We start from the raw sequence: 16,448 nt of genomic DNA on the forward strand, positions 1-16,448 counted from the left end.
GTACTATCTAGATATCTATTTGTGTGGCTAATTTTATTTGGAGGAGCATATGTCTTCGGATTAAGAGAACATATGTATATTGCTTATATAAAACATAAATTTTCTCAAAAGGCACAGATTATTTTTGATATGATATCAGAAATAGCTATTGCAACATTTGCTATTAGCATTATGATACTTGGTGGGTACAACTCTACTATTAGACAAATGTGGCAATTAGACTCAGCACTTCAAATTCCTATGGGAATTATATATTCTGCGATTCCATTAAGTGGAGCATTAATTATATTCTATTTTATTTATAATGAACTGAGCCTTTATAGAAATCTAAAACTATTAAAATAGTGTATTGGAGGTAATATGGATCTTGCAACAACTGCTGCTCTAATTATGCTTATTGGAACAGTCTTTTTCTTAATTATTGGAACACCAATTAGTATTAGCGTTGGTATTTCTTCTTTTGCTGCCATGCTAGTCATCCTTCCTTATCAGGGAGCAACCGTAACTTCCGCACAACGTATTTTTGTTGGATTAGATTCTTTCGCCTTACTTGCCATTCCTTTTTTTATATTAGCCGGTAATATCATGAATAGCGGTGGTATTGCCCTAAAACTTATTAATTTTTCAAAAATTATTAGTGGATTTTTTCCTGGTTCCCTTGCTCAAACTAATATCGTATCAAATATGTTATTTGGAGCTATCAGCGGCTCCGGAGTTGCTTCTGCAGCTGCCGTAGGTGGTATTATGTCACCTATTGCCCAAAAAGAAGGGTATGATCCAAAATTTAGTGCTGCAGTTAATATAGCATCTGCGCCAACTGGCATGCTAATTCCCCCAAGCAATACACTAATCGTTTATGCAACTGTTGCTGGAAGCGTATCTGTTTCTGCATTATTCATGGCAGGATATTTACCTGGAATACTATGGGGCACCAGTGTCATGATCATTGCCGGTTGGTTTGCCAAAAAACGAGGATATATCACAAAACATCATATGACATTCAGTGAATGTATTAAAGTCAGTTTCAGTGCTATACCTAGCCTTTCTTTGATTGTCGTCGTAATCGGCGGAATTCTTGCCGGTATTTTTACTGCTACAGAAGCGTCTGCAATTGCCGTAATGTATTCTTTGTTATTAAGTTTCTGTTATAGGACATTAACCCTGAAACAATTACCAGACATTCTTCTTCAAACTGCTAAAATGTCGGCTATTGTTATTTTCATGTTAGCAGCCTCATCCATTATGTCATGGGTTATGGCATTTACTCAAATTCCGGGAATGATAGCTAATATGTTATTAGCTCTTACGGACAACCCAATTTTAATTTTATTTATCATAAATATTATTTTGCTTATTGTAGGTACTTTTATGGATCCTACACCAGCAGTTCTTATATTTACCCCAATATTTCTGCCTATTTGTATTAATCTAGGTATGAGCCCAATTCAGTTTGGCATCATGTTAGTATTTAATTTATCACTTGGTACTATCACTCCTCCTGTCGGGCCAATTCTATTTACTGGCTGTAAGGTAAGTAATATCAGTATTGATCAAGTGATTAAAGCACTCCTTCCTTTTTTTGCTGCTATTTTCTTTGTATTACTCCTAGTCACTTATATTCCATCTATTTCTTTGTTCCTCCCAGATGTAATGGGATTAATTAAATAATTTCTCCAAAGTTTAAAGCGCCACCACTGGCGCTTTTCTCTGATGCCCTTTCCATAGACCGTTTACTAAGCCACGGTTAAGCCACTTTACTCACGTCCCAAAAATCAATTGCGGCATTGATCACTGGTTTGCTGATGCCGCTGCGGATCGCGAAATCGCCAAAACTTTCATTATGTTGGCGATTTTGTACCCAGTCTCCAATCCAGTTGTCGAGTATCCCCAGAATTTCCGCTTCGGTGATATTTTCTTTAAACAGGCGTGGGATACGAGTGCCGGCTCGGTTGCCACCGACGTGCAGGTTATAACGCCCTATAGCTTTACCGACCAAACCGATTTCCGCCAACATCGCTCGTCCGCAGCCGTTCGGGCAGCCGGTGACTCGCAACACAATATGCTCGTCCGCCACACCGTGTTTTTGCATTAAAGTGTCTATTTGATCAATAAAGTGCGGTAAGAAACGCTCGGCTTCCGCCATCGCCAACGGGCAGGTCGGTAAAGAGACGCACGCCATACTGTTTTCCCGTTGTGGCGTTATGCTGTCGTCGATCAGCTTATATTGCCGGGCGATTTTTTCAATATTGGCTTTATCACGAGCGGCAACGCCGGCAACAATCAAATTTTGATTCGCTGTCAGTCGGAAATCACCTTGGTGAATCTTAGCAATTTCACGCATACCGCGCTTTAACGGGCGGTTGGGGAAATCAAGCAAACGTCCGTTTTCGATAAACAGAGTCAAATGCCATTTTTGGTCTTCCCCTTGTACCCAGCCGATCCGATCGCCACGTTCGTCAAAATGATACGGGCGAATCGCTTGCAGCTGCACTCCCATACGCTGTTCGATTTCAGTGCTGAAAGTATCCATTCCGACCCGTTCAAGGGTGTAACGCAATTTGGCATTTTTGCGGTCGCTGCGGTTGCCCCAATCACGTTGCGTCGTGACCACAGCCTCGGCACAAGCCAACACGTTTTCCAAGCCGACAAAACCTAGCTCTCTCGCTGTATTCGGATAGGTTTGGGGATTGCCATGTTCCATCGACAAACCGCCACCGATCAACACATTAAAACCAACCAATTTGCCGTTTTCGCCGATGGCAACAAAATTCAGATCGTTGGCGTGCAGATCGACATCGTTATGCGGCGGAATCACAACAGTGGTTTTGAATTTACGCGGCAGGTAATTTTTGCCCAACACCGGCTCGGTTTTATCACTCGATTCTTTCAACAGCGGTTTGGACAGTTCGGTGGTAAACACTTTTTCGCCGCCCAACCAAATATCGGCATAAGCGGTGGTTTTCGGCAATAGATGCTCGGAGATTTTTTTCGCCCATTCGTAAGCTTCACGATGCAGTTCACTCTCCACCGGATTTGAGGTGCACAGCACGTTGCGATTGACGTCTCCGGCAGTGGCAATCGAATCCAATCCCAAATGGTGCAACCATTGGTGCATCGGCTTGATATTCTGTTTCAACACGCCGTGAAACTGAAACGTTTGGCGATTGGTTAAGCGGATACTGCCGTAATTGGTGTGTTCAGTAGCGAATTCATCAATTCCCAACCACTGTTTCGGCGCAATAATACCACCCGGCAAGCGACAGCGCAGCATCACGTTTTTATTCGGCTCTAATTTTTGCTGCAAGCGTTCGGCACGAATATCGCGGTCATCCTGTTCATACATGCCGTGAAAACGGATTAGCTGAAAGTTATCCTTCACGAAACCGCCGGTTAATTGTTCGTTGAGATCGTCGGCAATCGTGCCGTGCAAATAGTCGCTGTCGCCCTTTAAGCGTTCGTTGTCGGCTAACGGTTGGGTTTTCCACGCTATTGCCTTTTCTACTGTTTTTTTATCGCTCATATTGTTCACTCCTATTCAAATGCTTAATACACATCACGCTGATAGCGTTTGTTTTGCCGCAATTGGTCCAGATATTCATCGGCATCTTCGATGCTCAAACCGCCCTGTTCGGCAATCACTTCCAGCAACGCCTGTTCCACATCTTTCGCCATACGCGAAGCGTCACCACAGACATAAATATGCGCCCCTTGCTGTAACCATTGCCACAGGCTCTCCGCCTGTTCACGGATTTTGTGCTGCACATAGATTTTTTCGGCTTGATCGCGCGACCAGGCAAAGTTGTATTGGTGTAAATAGCCTTCCTTGGCAAACGTCTGCCATTCAATTTGATACAGAAAATCGTCGGTGAAGTGTTGATTGCCGAAAATCAACCAGTTTTTGCCTTGCGCCTCTGTTGCCGCCCGTTGCTGCACAAAGGCGCGGAACGGCGCAATGCCGGTGCCTGATCCAATCATAATAATCGGAGTGTTGTTGTCTGGCGGTAGGCGGAAGTTGTCGTTCTGTTCAATGAATACGCGTACTTCGCCATCTTCTTCAAGGCGCTGTGCCAAATAGCTTGAGGCTGCACCAAACCGGGTTTTGTCGGCATAAGCATATTGCAACAGCCCCACGGTTAAATGCACCTCATCGCCCACTTCGTCCTGTGCGGAGGCGATTGAATATAAGCGTGGTGTCAACGGTCGCAACAAACCAAGTAACTGCTCGGCACTGAGCGCCAATGGATAGGCTTGCAGCACGCCGATAATCGGCGTAGTTTGGATATAATCTTGAATCGCAGCCGCGGTTTTCAGCTGTTCGTTCAGTTCACGCTTACTCACTAAATCAGCATAACCTTTGACAAAGTGCGGTGTGTTCTGGGTGATCTCCAACGACTGCAGCAATGCAGTGCGAATGCTGACTTCGTCCCCGTTCAACCGCACTTTTTCTTCACCGTGCAGCGAAACCGCTTGCAAGATCTCTTCCACCAGTGCCGGATCATTGTTGAACCACACCCCCAGCGCATCGCCCGGCTGATAGTGCAAGCCTGAACCGGAGAGATCGATTTCCAGATGACGCACATCTTTTTCCGAGCCACGTGCGGTAATTTTCTGGCGTAGCGCTAGGGTTGCACTAAACGGATTTTCTTTGCTATAAACTGAGCGAACCGCACTTTGATTTTGTATTTGGGTTTGTGTTTGGGCTTGGTTTTGAGTTTGGTTTTGATTTATCTGCTGTAACAGTCGGTTGATCTGTTCGATCCAACTGTCGGCGATCGCTTGATAATCCAGATCGCAATCCTGCCGTTCTAACAGCCGTTTTCCACCCAACTCTGCCAACTTAGCATCAAAATCTTTACCTGCCTGACAGAAATCTGGATAGGAGCTGTCGCCCAACCCCAACACTGCAAATTCGGTATTACTCAAATTTGGTGCTTTTTTGCCGAACAGATATTTATGCAGGCTGACCGCTTCTTCCGGCGGCTCCCCGTCGCCTTGGGTAGAAGTGACTAGCAACAGGTATTTTTCGTCGGCAAGATTTTTCGGTTTGTAATCCGCCGCCGCAACCTGTTTGACCTCGACACCGTTTGCCACCAGTTTGGTTTTTAACTGCTCCGCCACTTTGCGTGCATTGCCGGTTTGCGAGGCAGAAATAATCGTCACCTGCAACGGCTGAAGTGATGGCTGAAGTGCGGTTGGTAGCGCACCAGCTGCTTGTGAAACCGCACTTTGCCCGCCTTGTCTGTTTTGTGCTTCGCTCCAACAATAGCCGGACAGCCATGCCAACTGCAACGCATCCAGCGTGGCAAGGCTGCTGCTGAGTTCCGGCGGCAGTGTTAAATTCGTTATTTTTTCAATCGTCATCTTATCCCCACAAACGCAATATTATGCAAAATCTAAAATCATACCTGCCGCCACCGTGTGATAAGTCGCTTCATCAATCAAAATAAACGAGCCGGTGGCGATATTGTCCTGATAACGGGTGCAGCAAATCGGTTTTTGTAAGCTGAGTTGCACTTCCCCTAAATCATTCATATTCAAGCTGTGCGATTCGCTTACCTTACTCAAGGTGTGTACATCCAGCACCTGCTCGACCTTGTTGATCTTGGCAAACACGGTTTGTGTACTGTGTTTTAACAGGTATTTGCGCGCCGGATTCAGTGGATGTTGATCGAACCAACACAGTGTGGCATGTAGTTTTTTACTGGGTTGCGTGGCTGAGTCAACCGCCAGCAAGGTATCGCCGCGCGAAATATCAATATCGTCCGTCAGGCGGATCGTCACTTGTTCTCCGGCTTGTGCGGTTGCAACCGATCCGTTCGGGCTGAAAATTTCGCTCACCGTACTCATGCGCCCAGCCGGTTCGATCCGCACCGGGTCGCCGAGTTTGACGCTGCCGGACTCGATCCGTCCCTGATAGCCGCGGAAGTCATCTTGCTTATCGCTGTCCAAACGCAGCACCAACTGCACCGGAAAATGGAAATGCCGGGCATCAAGGGCGACATGTTCATAACTTGGCAACGCCTCCAAAATACTTAACAGCGGTTTTCCTTGGTACCAAGCGGTGTTATCGCTGGCATGCACAATGTTATCGCCCTGCAACGCAGAAACCGGCACAAAATGCAGATCGTGTTTCAGCCCCAATTGCTGTGCCAACGTGCGGTATGCGGCACAAATCGCCTCGAATTTTGCCTGTTCAAAACCCAGCAAATCCATTTTATTCACCGCCACCAAAATATGCGGACAATTGAGATGTTTCAGAATCGCAGAATGGCGTTTGGTTTGCGGCAGCAACTGTAATGGCGTTTGTTTGAAGTCCAGTTGCGAGGCATCGATCAGCACCACCGCCGCATTGGCGGTTGAGGCGCCGGTCACCATGTTACGGGTATATTGCTCGTGCCCCGGGGTGTCGGCGATAATAAATTTGCGTTTGGCGGTGGAGAAATAGCGGTAGGCAACGTCAATGGTGATGCCCTGCTCACGCTCGGCTTGCAAGCCGTCGGTGAGGATCGAGAAATCGATCACTTCAGCGCTATTTTTGGATTTGTCCAAGCTCAGTAATTGGTCGCTGAGCAGCGCTTTGCTGTCGTACAGCAACCGTCCGATTAAGGTGCTTTTACCGTCATCCACACTGCCGGCGGTGATAAAACGCAACGGTGCATACTTAGTTACATTAGGGTTGAAATTGCTCATGGTTGTATTCCTTGTATTTATTTTGACCAATCTGATTGTTATTCTCTATTCTCAGCAAGCGATTTATCTCTATCGTGTTTCGCCGATGGCGACTTACTTTTCTTGATTCACAAAATCATGAACGATTTTGTTCACCCTTCGGGTCGTTGTCAAAGACAACGCTCAAAAGTGATCACTTTTGTGCTCGTGCAAAGAAAAGATAAGCAAAAGAAACACGCCCCGAAAATTTTGCTGATGTTTCGCTTATTTCTAATTTCTACGTTCGATTTGTAAACTCGCTACGCTCGAACAGTACAAATCAAACTTGAAATTCACGAAACCGCTCAAGGCAAAATGACGGGGAAAAGGCTTTTTTATCAATAAAATGCGGTATTTCATTGAGTATTTACCACCGTTATCGTCTTATTTCAGACTTAAAAATACCCTTGTTTTTTGCGCTGCTCCATCGCCGCCTCACTCACCTGATCGTCTAAACGAGTGGCGCTGCGTTCCGAGATTTCAACCACTGCCGTTTCTTGGATAATCTCAAGTGCGGTGGCGGCAGTGCTGGCGACCGGGCAGGTGCAGCTGATGTCGCCGACGGTGCGAAAACGCACCGACAACACTTCGCTGCTGTCGTTGGCAGCTTTGGGGGTGATCGCTGTCACCGGCACCAATAAACCTTTTTTGCGCACCACTTCCCGTTGATGGGCGTAATAAATCGACGGCAATTCCAATTTTTCACGGGCGATATATTGCCATATATCCAGCTCCGTCCAGTTGGAGATCGGGAACACCCGCATATTTTCGCCTTTGTGCAATTTGGCGTTATACAACGACCATAATTCGGGGCGCTGTGCTTTCGGATCCCACTGCCCGAATTCGTCACGCAACGAGAAGATCCGCTCTTTGGCGCGCGCTTTCTCTTCATCACGACGTGCCCCGCCCATCAAGGCGCTGAAGCCGTGCTCTTCGATGGTTTCCAACAGCGTCACCGCTTGCGCCGCATTGCGTGAATCGGTTTCTTTGCGCAACACCACCGTACCTTTATTGATCGAGTCTTCGACATGCCCGACTATCAGCGTAGCGTTGAGCTTCGCCACCTGTTGATCGCGAAAGGCGATCACTTCCGGATAGTTGTGTCCGGTGTCGATATGCACCAGCGGAAACGGCAAATTCAATTCACGTCCTTGCAGTTGAAAGGCTTTGCGTGCCAATGCCAACAGCACTACCGAATCTTTTCCGCCGGAAAACAGCAGCGCCGGTTTTTCACATTCGGCGACCACTTCACGGATAATATGAATCGACTCCGCCTCTAGCCAATCCAGATGGCCGTCTTGTAATGGTTGTGCAGTGTTTGTCATAGTATTTTCCTTTTATTCTTTTGTTTGTGATTCAGACTGACTGGGTGTGCAAACCACACTCTTTACTGTCTTTATTCTCCCACCACCAGCGTCCGGCACGAATATCCTCGTCGACTTTTACCGCTCGGGTGCAAGGCTCGCAGCCGATGCTCGGATAACCTTGCTGATATAAGCGGTTGTACGGCACTTGGTGGCGCAGGATATACGCCCACACGTCCCGTTCCGACCAATCGAAAATCGGGTTATATTTAGCGATTCTGCGTGCCTGATCCCGTTCGCTGAACGGCAATTCTGTGCGTGTGAGCGATTGCTCGCGTCGCTGTCCGCTCAACCACGCATCTGCTGCTTGTAACGCGCGGTTAAGCGGCTCCACTTTGCGGATAAAACAGCACTGCTGGCGCTGTTCCACCCCATCATAAAATGCATTTTTCCCTTGGGTATGAACATACGCCTGCACCGCTGCCGCCTGTGGAAAATAGCGCTGTAAAGTCAGTGTCGGATAGTGTTGCTCGACCTGTTCGAGCAGCGCTAAAGTTTCTGGATTTAAGCGTCCGGTATTCAAAGTAAACACCTCGATTCGGATACCGCACTTGACAATTAAATCGGTGATCAGCATATCTTCCACCGCCAGACTGCTGGCAAATTTTGCGGCTTGATGCCGTTCGGCAATCTGCTTTAATCGTTCGATCAAGATCTCGCTTTTGTGCGCCAATTGCTGTTGTACGTCGTGTGGAATCGTCGGGATTTGCCATAAATTCGGTTTAAACATAAGGATTCCTTTCACCGCTTGCTCAGGCGATTTTCTTTAATGGTTCAAACGATTGAAGTTCGTTGTTCGGCTGAAACAGTTGCGGTTCGGTCAGCACAAACTGCTGTGCCGCTTCGCCAAACCATGTCAAGTGCGGTTGCAGCGCCACCACTTCACCGATCACAATCAATGCCGGTTTCGGCGCATGTTCGGCTAACGCCGCCAACTGATGTAATTCGCCGGTTTGAATCGTTTGATTCGCTAAAGTGCCGTTGCTGATCACCGCAACCGGTGTATTTGCACTGCGCCCGTGCGCCTGTAACTGACGGCTTAATTCCGCCGCTTTAATCGTGCCCATATACACCACCAGTGTTTGCTTGCCTTGCGCCAATGTTTGCCAACTCAGCTTGTTGCCGTCCGGCTGGCAATGTCCGGTGATGAACATCGCCGTTTGCGCATAATCGCGGTGAGTCAGCGGAATCCCGGCGTAAGCCGTTGCCCCCAAAGCTGCGGTAATCCCCGGCACCACGCTGAATGGAATCTTGTGCGCTTTCAATACTTCCAGCTCCTCGCCACCCCGCCCGAACACAAACGGATCACCCCCTTTCAAACGCACCACACGTTTGCCTTGTTGGGCGTAATCCACTAATAATTGATTAGTATCTTGTTGCGCCACGCTGTGTTTGGCAGCACGTTTGCCAACAAACACTTTGTCTGCATCACGCCGCACCAATTCCAACACCTGATCAGAAACCAAAGCGTCATACAATACTACATCCGCCTGCTGAATGGCTTGCAAGCCTTTCAAGGTCAATAAACCGGCATCGCCTGGACCTGCGCCAACTAATGCGACTTCACCGATAATCGGATAGTCTTGATTGAGTTGCCGTTGCAACAGCTGTTCTGCTTGCGAAAGTTGCTGATTTTCGGTTAAACGCTGAAAAGTTGGGTGATTAAACAATTTTTCCCAGAAACGGCGCCGTTGGGTCAGCTGCGCCAACCGCACTTTGACTTTTTCACGCCAGCGCCCTGAAATCTGCGCCATTGCGCTTAAATTCTGCGGCAACAAGGCCTCCAATTTTTCGCGTAATAAACGTGCCAACACCGGCGCTGTGCCGCCGCTGGAAATGGCGATTTGAATCGGGCTACGGTCGATAATCGACGGAAAAATATAGCTGCAATGCGGTTGATCATCGACCACATTCACCAAGCGTTGTGCATTTTCTGCCGCCAAAAAAACCTGTTGGTTCAATTCGTTATCATTGGTCGCAGCAATCACCAAATAGACTGACTGCACTTGCTGCGGGTCAAATTGCTGTGCCAGCCATTCCAGCTGTTGTTGGCTAGCCCATTGCTGCAAAGTGCGGTTCAGCGTGCGTGCCACCACCCGCACTTTGGCTTTGGCTTTTAACAACGCAGCAATTTTGCGTTCAGCAATGTGTCCGCCACCGACCACTAACACCGGACGCTGTTTTAAATCGACGAAAATCGGTAAATAGTTCATGTTATGCTTCCCACTATTGGCTTAAATAGAGCTGATCGAACAAGGCGCCGTCAGCAAAATGTTGTTGGTTGATCGTCGCCCAATCGCCAAACACTTGATTGATATTGAAGGTTTGCAGTGGCGGAAAACGCACTTGGTATTCGTTCAAAATCGTCGGATTACTCGGACGGAAATAATTCTCTGCCGCCACTCGCTGTGCACGCTCCTGCCATAAGGAGGCAATAAAATCCCGTGCTGTTTGGCTGTTGTGATGGCGTGCGGTATTTTTTGTCACTTCCGCCACAAACACATCGACATTTGCGCTGTAACTCGGATACACCACTTCAAATTGATCGGCACCGAATGCGTGGGCTGCCAATCCGGCTTCATTTTCCGGGGTGACCAACACATCGCCGATTTGACGTTGGGTAAAGGTGATACTGGCGGCGCGTGCGCCGGCATCAAATATCGGAATATTTTTTAGCAGCTTACGCATAAAGTCGTGGGTTTGCGCTTCGGTGCGATACTGCTGTTTGGCATAGCCAAACGCCGACAGATAGGCATAACGCCCGTTGCCGGAAGTTTTCGGGTTGGCAAAAATGACGCTCACCTCTTGCCGCGCCAGATCATCCCAATCGTGAATCTGTTTCGGATTGCCCTTGCGTACCAGAAACACGGTGACGCTGCTGAACGGAATCGCTTGATTCGGGTAGCGCTGTTGCCAGTCCGGATCGACCAAACCGCTCTTTGCCAGCAGATCGACATCATTTTGCTGATTGAGCGTCACCACATCGGCGGGCAAACCGTTGCACACCGCAATCGCCTGTTTGCTCGCGCCACCGAACGATTGCGCAATATTCAAAGTCATCCGATGCTGTTGTTGATAGGCTTGGATATATAGCGGATTGTATTGTTTGTAGTAGTCGCGAATCACATCATAAGACACCACTAAAATGGTGTCATCAGCCACAGCGCTAAAGCTCAGTACGCTTGCCAGTAGAACCTGCCATTTTGTTGTTTTTGCTGCTTTTTTCATATCCTAAGACCATTTTCAATTGACTGAACCGACACGGCGTTCGGCGGATGACTATGGAGGATAGTTATAAAATAATTCGTTTATGCCGAAAAATAATAAAAAGTTATAAATTAGTTAGTTTTAGACTATAAGAACTAAACCGCTTATTTTTGCAACTTGTTATTCTTTTTAGTAATAAATGAGAATTTTATGTTCTTTGCTTATCGCTTTTTGCTCCGCCATAGTGATACGCCATAAGATTCTGAATAAATGGATAACGACATGAAATGGTTGAAGACAAGTGCGGTATTGCCCGGTTTTAAAAGCAGTTTGACGATCACCCTGTTGTGGGTCGGCGGCATGGTCATTTTGCCGTTTGTGATGTTGTTGCTAACCACTCTTCAATTGGAGTGGCATCAATTTTGGCAAACCGTAACCAATCAACGGGTGCTTGCCTCGATTGGGTTGTCATTAAAGCTGGCACTGTTTGCCACCATGCTGAATCTGGTTTTCGGCACGATCGTCGCCTGGGTGTTGGTGCGCTATCAATTCAAAGGCAAAGCGCTGCTCAATGCGCTGATCGATCTGCCGTTTGCGTTGCCTACCGCCGTTGCCGGCATTGTGCTGGCCAGTTTATATGCGCCGAACGGTTTATTTGGGCAGCTGTTTACTCCGCTTGGTATCAAAATCGCCTTCACGCCACTCGGCATTGCCATTGCGTTGGTCTTCGTCAGTTTTCCGTTTATTGTACGTGCGGTACAACCGCTGTTGAGTGAATTGGACAGTTCGCTGGAAGAGGCGGCAACTACTTTAGGGGCGGATCGATTTACTATTGTGCGCCGTGTGATCTTACCCGCACTTTATCCGGCATTGATCGGCGGGGCGGGGATGAGCTTGGCACGCTCGTTGGGCGAATACGGTTCGGTGATTTTTATCGCCGGCAATCTTCCATTAGTCTCGGAAATTGCACCGCTGATTATTATGTCAAAATTGGATATTTACGATATACAAGGGGCAGCAGCGGTGGCATTTTTGATGTTGCTACTTGCCTTTTTGTTGCTGCTTGCCGTCAATTTGTGGCAGTGGTATCTCAACCGTCACACACTCAGTAAATAACGAGGTCAAGATGATTCATCCACAATATCAAGAAAGCCGCTATTGGCGCTGGTTGTTGATTGGCATTAGCCTGCTGTTTTTAACCCTGCTGTTGGTCGTGCCGCTGTTGGCGATTTTTTATCAAGCCTTAGCCACAGGTTTGACAACCTTTTTACTCGCACTGCAGGAAACCGAAGCCTGGAGTGCGGTTAAATTGACCTTGCTGGTCGCATTGATTTCACTCCCCATCAATCTGTTTTTCGGCTTAGTGATGGCGTGGTTGCTCAGCAATTTTGATTTTAAAGGTAAGAATCTTCTCAGCACGTTGATTGACTTACCGCTATCGGTTTCGCCAGTGGTGGCGGGTTTAATGTTGGTGTTGCTGTTTGGGATAAACGGTTTATTCGGCGCATGGCTGGACGCCAACGACATCGAAGTGATTTTCGCCTTACCGGGCATCGTGTTGGCGACCCTGTTCGTCACCTTTCCCTTGGTGGTGAAATCACTGCTGCCGACGCTAAAAAGCTTAGGCAACAGTGAAGAGCAAGCCGCACTCACATTAGGCGCCTCATTTTGGGCGATTTTTTTCCGAGTCACGCTGCCGAAAATCAAATGGCCGCTACTCTATGGCGCCATTCTCGCCAATGCACGGGCGATGGGCGAATTCGGGGCAGTCAGCGTGGTCTCCGGGCATATCCGCAACCAAACCAATACCATTCCGTTGCACGTTGAGATTCTCTATAACGAATATCAATTTACTGCGGCTTTTGCTTGCGCCAGTTTATTGGCGTTGATCGCAATATTGACACTGTTGCTGCAAAATCTGGTCGGCTATCTGCAAACCCAAAAACAGCAACAACCCACAGTATTGAGCGATACAGTATTGAGCGATTATGTGAGCACCGAATTTGGTGACAAAAGTGCGGTCTAGCATTGAGTTTAAACAAGAAAGAGGCGTTTTATGTCTGTGATTATAAAAAATCTGAATAAAAACTTTGGCAATTTCACTGCATTAAAACAGATTAATCTGGAATTGAAACAAGGGGAGTTGACCGCCCTGCTCGGTCCGAGCGGCTGCGGCAAAACATCACTATTACGGATTATCGCCGGTTTGGATTTTGCCGATTCGGGCGAGATTTGGTTTGACGAGCGCAAGGTGACGGATCTGAGCGCTGCACAACGTAAGGTTGGCTTCGTGTTTCAACATTACGCACTGTTTCGCCAGATGACAATTTTTGATAATGTGGCATTTGGTTTACAAGTGCAGCCACGCCGTATTCGTCCGAGTAAAACCGAGATCGCAGATCGGGTGTTCAAACTGTTGCAATTGGTGAAATTGGAACATTTGGCACCATCGTATCCCGATCAACTCTCCGGCGGGCAGCGACAACGGATCGCGTTGGCACGTGCGTTGGCGGTGAAGCCTGAAGTATTACTACTGGATGAACCGTTCGGCGCACTCGATGCTCAAGTACGTAAAACCTTGCGCCGCTGGCTGCGCACGCTGCAACACGAATTGAATATTACCACCGTTTTCGTTACCCACGATCAAGAAGAAGCGCTAGAAGTCTCGGATCGGGTGGTAGTGATGAATCAAGGTAGAGTCGAACAAGTGGATCTGCCACGGAATATTTACTATGCGCCGCAAACCGAATTTGTGACTGAATTCGTCGGCGATAACAATGTATTTCACGGACATTTACAACAAGATCAGTTAATTATCGGCGAGTTTATACATCAAATAAAAGCCAACGGCAAACCAAACCACAACCACGGCTCAACCACGGCTTATGTACGTCCGTATGAATTGACATTATCACGCCACAGCAAAAATGCGTTGGCAAAAGGCGAAATCAGCCACATCTACAATATCGGTTTTTTAACCCGAGTGGAGATCCACAGCAGCCAAAGCCAACAGCCAATTGAGGTACTATTGACCCAAGCCCAGTTCCAACAGCAGCAATACCAACTGGGAGAAACCGTGTTTTTGATTCCGGATAATTTGAATCTGTTTCAGAATATGAATTTATGATATTTGAGCTGGCAAAGTGCGGTCAAAACCGCACTGGGCTATTTATTGCTGACTATCCTCAAGCTGTTTTAGCTCGCTTTGTGCAGTGCGCAACGCATCGTCAAACAGTTTAAACATATTATGTTCGCCGATCAGTTGAATAATGCCGCCGCGGCGTAATTTCTGGGTAACACTATAATTTGCGCCGGATAACATTACGCTAACACCTTGTCGCTGCAAATTGCAGATCACATTCTCCAAACTCTGAATGCCGGTCATATCAATGAAAGGCACCCATTTTAGGCGGATAATCAAATATTTCGGATAGGTCTGACTGTCGGCAAGGGCACGATCAAAGTTTTCGACCGCACCAAAGAAAAAAGGCCCGTCCACGGTGAAAACCAACAACTCTTCTGGCAGCGCCTCTTCGCCGGTATGAGCCAATAGATCTGCTTGTGATACCCGCTTGACTTCCACGCTGCCTGCCATGCGCCGCAAAAATAGCAGCGTAGCAAGGATCACGCCGATGTTTACCGCTACCACTAAATCGGCAAACACCGTTAAACCGAAGGTAATCAGCAAAATCGCTACATCGCTTTTCGGCGCACGCTTGATCATTTTAATAAAACGCTTGGCTTCGCTCATATTCCAAGCCACCACAAACAGAATGGCAGACAGCACCGCCAACGGAATATGCACTGCCAAAGGCGCCAATACCAATAAAATCACCACTAGCGTAAGACAATGGACAATACCAGACAGTGGGCTGGTTGCGCCGTTACGGATATTGGTGGCAGTACGCGCAATCGCTCCAGTCGCAGCAAATCCACCAAACAGTGGCGCAGCAATATTGGCGATACCCTGCCCGACCAACTCTTGATTGGAGTTGTGGCGCGTACCTGCCATACCATCAGCTACCACCGCCGATAATAGCGATTCAATTGCGCCTAACATTGCGATGGTAAATGCTGGACCAATTAATTCGATGATCTTGGTCCAGCTCACACTCGGCAGTTTAAATTCAGGCAAGCCCTGTGGAATACCACCAAAAGCGGTGCCAATGGTTCTGACACCATCAAATTGAAAGATAAACTGGACAATGCTGATCAACAGCAAAGCAACCAATGGCCCTGGAATGCGTTTCAAACCGGGGATGTGGGAACTATACAAAACAATAAATAGTGCTACTAACGCTAAAAGTGCGGTCGTCGGATGAAATTGTGGCAGCACTTGCAACAAGTGCCATAATTTTTCATGAAAATGGACACCCTCGACAGCCGGCAATCCGAAAAAGTCTTTCCATTGCCCAATCCAAATAATCACTGCAATTCCAGCCGTAAAACCGACAATCACCGGCGCAGGGATATATTTGATGATTGCCCCCATTTTACTGAGCCCAAAAGCCAATAATATAATTCCTGCCATCAGGGTTGCAATTTGTAATCCCTCAATCCCATATTGCCCAGTAATACCGGCAAGCACCACGATGAAAGCACCGGTCGGTCCGCTGATCTGTAAGCGACTGCCACCAAAAACAGTGGTACAAAACCCAGCAATAATCGAGGTGTAGATCCCTTGTTCGGGTTTAGCACCGGAAGCTATCGCAAACGCCATCGCCAATGGCAACGCAACAATGCCAACAATCACGCCGGCGATAATATTATTCAACCAATGTTTTCGAGAAAATAGACCGCTCTTATAGGCTTCGGTGATGGCGAACATTCGGACTGTCCTTTTGCAAAAAATAATCGTCAGCCATTATATGCTTATTTATTGCCTTAATCACTTGATTGATAAAAAATAATGAGCTATATCACAATGTTAAGAAAAAGTAACAAATAAGGCAGCTTATAAGAAAAAATAATATGAAAATAAAGTGGTGGGTCGTGAAGGATTCGAACCTTCGACCAACGGATTAAAAGTCCGCTGCTCTACCGACTGAGCTAACGACCCATTTGGGAGATTGCAATTTAAGTGGTGGGTCGTGAAGGATTCGAACCTTCGACCAACGGATTAAAAGTCCGCTGCTCTACCGACTGAGCTAACGACCCGCTTGGGAGATT

Annotated in this window: 13 protein-coding genes and 2 tRNA genes; 5 read left to right on the forward strand and 10 right to left on the reverse strand. The window is 47.4% G+C overall.

The features are described from left to right. Both FHQ23_RS02395 and FHQ23_RS02400 read left to right on the forward strand, forming a co-directional pair. On the forward strand, positions 1-345 hold a 345-nt coding region (locus FHQ23_RS02395), incomplete at its 5' end, for a TRAP transporter small permease (RefSeq protein ID WP_139612887.1). A 15-nt stretch (positions 346-360) separates the two neighbouring features. After that, complete coding sequence (locus tag FHQ23_RS02400; RefSeq protein WP_139612888.1) at positions 361-1,668, forward strand: TRAP transporter large permease; 1,308 nt, start codon at positions 361-363, stop codon at positions 1,666-1,668. 76 nt (positions 1,669-1,744) lie between these two features. Here the strand turns inward: FHQ23_RS02400 and cysI are convergent, their stop codons facing one another. From cysI to FHQ23_RS02435, 7 genes are all read right to left on the reverse strand, one after another. Next, positions 1,745-3,520, reverse strand: a complete 1,776-nt coding sequence (gene cysI / locus FHQ23_RS02405) for an assimilatory sulfite reductase (NADPH) hemoprotein subunit (protein ID WP_139612889.1) — start codon at positions 3,518-3,520, stop codon at positions 1,745-1,747. 23 nt (positions 3,521-3,543) lie between these two features. Then, positions 3,544-5,361, reverse strand: coding sequence for an assimilatory sulfite reductase (NADPH) flavoprotein subunit (locus FHQ23_RS02410; RefSeq protein ID WP_139612890.1), 1,818 nt, complete (start codon positions 5,359-5,361; stop codon positions 3,544-3,546). 21 nt (positions 5,362-5,382) lie between these two features. Next, positions 5,383-6,690, reverse strand: coding sequence for a sulfate adenylyltransferase subunit 1 (locus FHQ23_RS02415; protein ID WP_139612891.1), 1,308 nt, complete (start codon positions 6,688-6,690; stop codon positions 5,383-5,385). A 413-nt stretch (positions 6,691-7,103) separates the two neighbouring features. Further along, the gene (gene cysD / locus FHQ23_RS02420) at positions 7,104-8,033 is read right to left on the reverse strand and encodes a sulfate adenylyltransferase subunit CysD (protein WP_139612892.1); all 930 of its coding nucleotides are present in this window, start codon (positions 8,031-8,033) and stop codon (positions 7,104-7,106) included. Between the two features lie 31 nt (positions 8,034-8,064). Continuing rightward, positions 8,065-8,808: a phosphoadenylyl-sulfate reductase gene (locus FHQ23_RS02425; RefSeq protein WP_267963600.1), complete on the reverse strand. Its 744-nt coding sequence runs from the start codon at positions 8,806-8,808 to the stop codon at positions 8,065-8,067. A gap of 16 nt (positions 8,809-8,824) precedes the next feature. Continuing rightward, a complete protein-coding gene (gene cysG, locus FHQ23_RS02430; protein WP_139612894.1) occupies positions 8,825-10,285 on the reverse strand; it encodes a siroheme synthase CysG in 1,461 nt (486 codons plus the stop codon). Between the two features lie 13 nt (positions 10,286-10,298). Continuing rightward, positions 10,299-11,300 (reverse strand): sulfate ABC transporter substrate-binding protein, encoded by a 1,002-nt coding sequence (locus FHQ23_RS02435; RefSeq protein ID WP_139612895.1) that lies wholly within the window; start codon positions 11,298-11,300, stop codon positions 10,299-10,301. A gap of 261 nt (positions 11,301-11,561) precedes the next feature. On the opposite strand from FHQ23_RS02435, the gene cysT reads away from it, so the two are divergent. From cysT to FHQ23_RS02450, 3 genes are read left to right on the forward strand one after another with little or no spacing between them, the layout of a single operon-like run. After that, positions 11,562-12,395: a sulfate ABC transporter permease subunit CysT gene (cysT, locus tag FHQ23_RS02440; RefSeq protein WP_139612896.1), complete on the forward strand. Its 834-nt coding sequence runs from the start codon at positions 11,562-11,564 to the stop codon at positions 12,393-12,395. 10 nt (positions 12,396-12,405) lie between these two features. Further along, positions 12,406-13,305, forward strand: a complete 900-nt coding sequence (gene cysW, locus FHQ23_RS02445; protein ID WP_139612897.1) for a sulfate ABC transporter permease subunit CysW — start codon at positions 12,406-12,408, stop codon at positions 13,303-13,305. A gap of 30 nt (positions 13,306-13,335) precedes the next feature. After that, the gene (locus FHQ23_RS02450) at positions 13,336-14,406 is read left to right on the forward strand and encodes a sulfate/molybdate ABC transporter ATP-binding protein (RefSeq protein ID WP_139612898.1); all 1,071 of its coding nucleotides are present in this window, start codon (positions 13,336-13,338) and stop codon (positions 14,404-14,406) included. 42 nt (positions 14,407-14,448) lie between these two features. Here the strand turns inward: FHQ23_RS02450 and FHQ23_RS02455 are convergent, their stop codons facing one another. The 3 genes from FHQ23_RS02455 to FHQ23_RS02465 all read right to left on the reverse strand — a co-directional run bounded on the left by FHQ23_RS02455 (position 14,449) and on the right by FHQ23_RS02465 (position 16,436). Continuing rightward, complete coding sequence (locus tag FHQ23_RS02455) at positions 14,449-16,107, reverse strand: SulP family inorganic anion transporter (RefSeq protein WP_139612899.1); 1,659 nt, start codon at positions 16,105-16,107, stop codon at positions 14,449-14,451. A gap of 155 nt (positions 16,108-16,262) precedes the next feature. Continuing rightward, positions 16,263-16,338: transfer RNA gene (locus FHQ23_RS02460), tRNA-Lys, on the reverse strand. Between the two features lie 22 nt (positions 16,339-16,360). Further along, positions 16,361-16,436: transfer RNA gene (locus tag FHQ23_RS02465), tRNA-Lys, on the reverse strand. Between the last annotated feature and the right edge of the window lie 12 nt (positions 16,437-16,448).

The organism is Testudinibacter crocodili (assembly GCF_006228025.1).
Taxonomy (GTDB): Bacteria; Pseudomonadota; Gammaproteobacteria; order Enterobacterales; family Pasteurellaceae; genus Chelonobacter.